This is a genomic window from Paenisporosarcina sp. TG20 (genome assembly GCF_000286315.1).
In the GTDB taxonomy this organism is placed as follows: Bacteria; Bacillota; Bacilli; order Bacillales_A; family Planococcaceae; genus Paenisporosarcina.
The window spans coordinates 1-4,725 of sequence record NZ_ALJG01000131.1 but is presented as its reverse complement, the minus strand read 5'-3'; the positions used below and the strand labels follow the sequence as shown (position 1 = coordinate 4,725).

Annotated in this window: 6 protein-coding genes and 1 pseudogene; 5 read left to right on the top strand and 2 right to left on the bottom strand. The window is 33.7% G+C overall.

All coding sequences use genetic code 11. From position 1 onward, the window contains the following. A partial coding sequence (gene tnpA, locus B371_RS0101420) for an IS200/IS605 family transposase (protein ID WP_019412540.1) occupies positions 1-357 on the bottom strand: 357 nt, incomplete at its 3' end. A gap of 399 nt (positions 358-756) precedes the next feature. On the opposite strand from tnpA, the gene B371_RS0101415 reads away from it, so the two are divergent. The 5 genes from B371_RS0101415 (at position 757) to B371_RS0101395 (ending at position 4,405) form a co-directional block, all read left to right on the top strand. Then, positions 757-1,731 (top strand): proline dehydrogenase family protein, encoded by a 975-nt coding sequence (locus B371_RS0101415; protein WP_019412539.1) that lies wholly within the window; start codon positions 757-759, stop codon positions 1,729-1,731. A gap of 131 nt (positions 1,732-1,862) precedes the next feature. Further along, positions 1,863-2,135 carry an alpha/beta-type small acid-soluble spore protein gene (locus tag B371_RS0101410; protein ID WP_019412538.1) on the top strand — a complete coding sequence of 91 codons (273 nt, stop codon included), beginning with the start codon at positions 1,863-1,865 and terminating at the stop codon, positions 2,133-2,135. Between the two features lie 199 nt (positions 2,136-2,334). Continuing rightward, a complete protein-coding gene (locus B371_RS0101405; RefSeq protein WP_019412537.1) occupies positions 2,335-2,961 on the top strand; it encodes a YfbR-like 5'-deoxynucleotidase in 627 nt (208 codons plus the stop codon). 142 nt (positions 2,962-3,103) lie between these two features. Continuing rightward, entirely contained in the window at positions 3,104-3,256 is a 153-nt protein-coding gene (locus B371_RS23700; RefSeq protein ID WP_019412536.1) for a hypothetical protein, read from the top strand. A gap of 465 nt (positions 3,257-3,721) precedes the next feature. After that, positions 3,722-4,405, top strand: a complete 684-nt coding sequence (locus B371_RS0101395) for a diguanylate cyclase (RefSeq protein WP_019412535.1) — start codon at positions 3,722-3,724, stop codon at positions 4,403-4,405. A 153-nt stretch (positions 4,406-4,558) separates the two neighbouring features. Here B371_RS0101395 and B371_RS23280 read toward each other — a convergent pair. Beyond that, positions 4,559-4,725, bottom strand: a pseudogene (locus tag B371_RS23280) (IS5/IS1182 family transposase); the annotation flags it as partial.

The window sequence follows — 4,725 nt, the reverse complement described above, 5'->3', positions numbered from 1 at the left end:
TTCGTTCGATACATTTCCTGCAGTAGATACAAAATAGGAACGTGTCCATAAACTTGGCAAGTGTTGAAGATGTGGAAATTCCTCTCTTAGTTTTTTCGAAGTCAGTCCCTTAATCTTCGCCATAATGTCCGAAGGACTTAGTGTTGGAAGTGCATTAAGAAACATATGTGTATGATCCTTATCGCATTCAATGGCTACAATTTGTATTTCTAGTTCTTCGCATACTTCTTGCACCAATTCTTTAAAACGATTTTCTACATCATTTCGAAGAAATATTTTTCTTCGATAACGAGGACAAAAAACAAAATGATAATTTAATAATGAGACGGTTGTGTTTGTTCTTCTGTATTCATTCATATAATCATTGTATCAGTTTAAACAATTTACTACAACGTATGTACTATAAAAAAGAATAAAAACTTCAAATACTTGAAGTGCCACAAACCTTTGGTTTATCAGTGGCACTCCATATTTGACCTCACTATCATCCCACACCTAAAGGAGTGGGCTTTCTCGTTCGGAAAATCTGTAACAGGATCGTTAATCATTGTCTAATTCATTAGATTAAATTCTGCGCTACCTTTAGTTAAAAAAATGAAGGAATATTAGTTAAACAAACTCAGGTTATTGGTATAAACCCTGTACATGTTTGTCATAAAAGTACTATAATGAAACCAAATCAGGATTCGCCTGATACCATAAGTTTTGCCCCAATTTTCGCTGACGTCAAATGAACCATTTTAAGGAGGAATATACATGTTAAAAGATATATTTATAGGTTTATCAAAAAATCAATTAATGACTACTGCAGCAAAAAAATATGGTTTGAAGTTAGGTGCACAAACAGTCGTAGCTGGAACAACCGTTGAGGCGACGATTAAAAGTATTCGTGAGCTTAATTCAATTGGTATTAGTGCTACCGTGGATAACTTGGGCGAATACGTTATCGATAGAGAAGAAGCGCTGAAAGCTAAGGCGACCATTCTTGAAGTGATCGAAAGTATTCATGCAAATGGTTTGGATGCTCATGTATCTTTAAAACCTACACAACTTGGCCTCGATATAGATTATGATTTCTGTTATGAGAATTTACATGAAATTGTATCAGCTGCAAGTAAATATGATATGCATATTAATATCGACATGGAGGATTACGGTCATTTGGATCCTTCTTTTGAATTAATGGAAACTCTTTTAAAAGAATACAATAATGTTGGTACAGTTATTCAAGCCTATTTCGAAAGAGCTCAGGATGACATCGAAAAATATAAAGACTTACGTTTACGCATCGTTAAAGGTGCTTACAAAGAACCAGTAGAGATTGCTTATCAAATGAGAGAAGATATAGATGAAAACTTCATCAAACTGATTAAATATCATTTACTACACGGGAAATTCACTTCAATCGCAACACACGATCATCAAATTATCAACCAAGTCAAAGAATTCGTGAAAGAAAATAATATTTCTTACGACAAATTCGAGTTCCAGATGTTGTATGGTTTCCGTAAAGACATGCAAATTGAATTAGCGAAGCAAGGCTACAATTTTTGCACATATGTTCCGTTCGGCGATGACTGGTACGCTTACTTTATGAGAAGATTAGCAGAACGTCCACAAAACTTAAATCTAATTCTCAAGCAAGTCTTTAATAAACGTACAAATACCGCGATCGGAATATTTGCTGGTACATTTGCACTTGGTCGTTTGACTGCTAAAAAGAGAAAATAAACCATAAAATGCTGTTCTCTACTGAGGACAGCATTTTTATTATGAGAAAAATAGAACATATCTAAATTATATTTTCCTCAACATAAACAAAGCATGTCAGGAAATACTAGTTGAAAGAGGAGGAATTAACCGTGGCTAGAAAAAATAAAATATTAGTTCCTGAGGCTAGAGAAGCATTAAACCAATTAAAAGATAAAGTTATGGAAGCTAAAGGATACAATGTAAACTCAACTCAAAGTGAAGATGTGAAATACGAAGTTGCTAATGAACTTGGAATTCCACTAAACAAAGGATACAACGGAAAATTAACATCTGAACAAGCCGGAAAAATAGGTGGCCCTATTGGGGGCAATATGGTAAAGGAAATGGTCAAAATGGCTCAAGAACAATTGTCTAAAAAGTAAGTAATATGTAAATAATCTATACACCAAGAAACCCAGTGAATGGTATTATTACTGGGTTTCTAATTTGAGGGCTGTTTCACGGGAATTACATAGAATTCAAACATATACTGTGTAATGACGTTCAAAAAAAGTAATATTGGAAACAAAGACTAGAAATGTCCACTTACAAAATCCATCTACTTAAGGGGGGAAGATAATTATGGGAATTCATAGATTTTTCACAAGCATGAACGATTTGGAACGAATTATTCGATGTCCTGGTAAGTTTAAGTTTGAAGAGCATAACGTAGCTGCACATAGTTGGAAAGTCTCTCAATACGCGATGTTTTTTGCGACAATAGAAGAAAATAGTGGAGAAGTTATTGATTGGAAATCTTTATACGAAAAGACAATTAACCATGATTTCGCAGAAATATTCATTGGTGACATTAAGACACCAGTTAAACATGCATCTCCAGAATTAAAACAAATGATTGCACATGTTGAAGAAAAAATGATGGAGAAGTTTATATTAGACGAAATACCAACTGAATTTCAAGATGTTTTCTTTGAACGTATGAAAGAAGGAAAAGATTCTTCAATTGAAGGGAGATTGCTCGAATTTGCAGATAAACTTGATCAGTTTTATGAGTCATTTGCTGAGTTAAAGCGTGGCAACACAGACCCTGAGTTCATATTCATGTATCAAGAGGCCTTAACCAAATTATTAAAATTACCACTAACAGCAAGTGTGACATATTTCCGAGATGTCATGTTAGAGGATGTTAAAAGTGAGGATACGGCCTTAGATGTCAAGGCTTTTACACTAAAAGTACTTGGCTCGTAACAATTAGATACTGTTTGTTTGGAATGTTTCTAACTCAACTAGTTTTTTAGATGAAAAAATCAAAAAATCTTTCCGAATGCAATTAACTAAATAATGGAATAGTTAATACAATAATAGTGAGGACTACAGAGGAGGACAATTGATGGGCCCTGAAAATATGGACGAAAAAGAAATGAAATTACGTCGGGATAGGGATTTTATCGCTTCTCTTGACATGGTTGGTGAAGGAGCCCCTATTTATTACTTAGACAAGGACGAGGAAACTGCAGAAGAAGTATCTGATAAAAGTAATTGAATCCCAGAAGCGAGTAGAGAATGTATTCAAACTAATTCCATACAATAAAATAACATAACAAAGATGCCGCCTTTTTATGAAGGGGCATCTTTACTGTTTCTAGCTGCTACACTACTCAGCCCTCCTCTCATGTCCTTGAGAATAGCAATTGCAAATAGTTAAATTCAATCATGTCAAAAGTATTAAGTTAAGTCATCAATCAATAAACGACCATTCAAAATATCAGACTTTTATAGTATTAAACTCAACTAATTTTTCTTAGCAACAAATCCTTTGTTTCAACAGAGTGGAGTAAAATTCATCATTCTCAACCCACTTTTATAAAGAATTCAGATGAATGAATACTTTGAACCACATTAGGCTAAGTATATATAGTATAATATACCTGTAAATAAATTGTGATTTGATTAATCAGAGAGTAATTTAATATACGGATCTTTACACCATAAAAAGTAGGGGGATTACATGCAATATAGAGGTAGATTTTATGCAGTAGGAATTGTAGTCTTGTTTAATATACTTCGCTATTATTATATGGAATATTTCGATGTCCCTAAAGAATATAATTATCTTATTTTAGCTCCCCTCTTTTTACTTATCCCCTGGTGGGCTGGAAAGCAATATGATCGAGCAAAGTTTTATTCTGAGATTGATCCTTTAACAGAAACATATAATAGACGGATAGTTGAAAAACAATTTCAAATTCTAGCAAGTAAAGTAAAGAAAGGTAATGGTCGAGTTGGTATCGTGATGATTGATATTAACGACTTTAAAGTATTTAACGATACATTTGGACATCACAAAGGAGATGAACTACTTATTAAATTTGCATCTCTCCTAAAGCGGCATGCTTCCAAAGACGATATTGTTGCACGTTGGGGTGGAGATGAATTTGTTTTGATAGTTCCTAATATTAATGAAAATTTTAAATCTACATATCCTGAAGGTCTTAATCATGAGCTTAAAAAAATCCGGATTTCTGAATCTACTTCAGTTAAAGCATCTGTTGGCTTGGCTGTTTTTCCAGATAATGGAGAAACTTTTGAAACATTAATCAACGCCGCAGACCTAGAAATGTATGCTTCTAAGAACTTTGCAAAGTTGACAAAAAAAAATGATGCACATAAAGTTTTGGAAAATTCAATATGATATTTTTTATAAAGACCAAAATAACAATAAGCCCATCCATAATGAGGGCACTGAAAAACTTACGTTTTTTATAGTGTAGTGGTTTTCCAAACAAAAAGAAGGCACTTTCTGTTCGATTTTGAACAGAAAGTGCCTTCTTTCTTTGTCTATTTCTTACTCTTTTTCGTTTATTAGTTTCAGTATTCGTTTAAGATTCACTGCGAATATCGTGGTGGCTCCTTGTATCTCCATGCCAAATAGACCCGCAGACGATGCCGTATCGTACCCGTGTCCATTTTTTAACTCACTATTTTTCGCCTCCACTTTATAGCGTTCCTTCG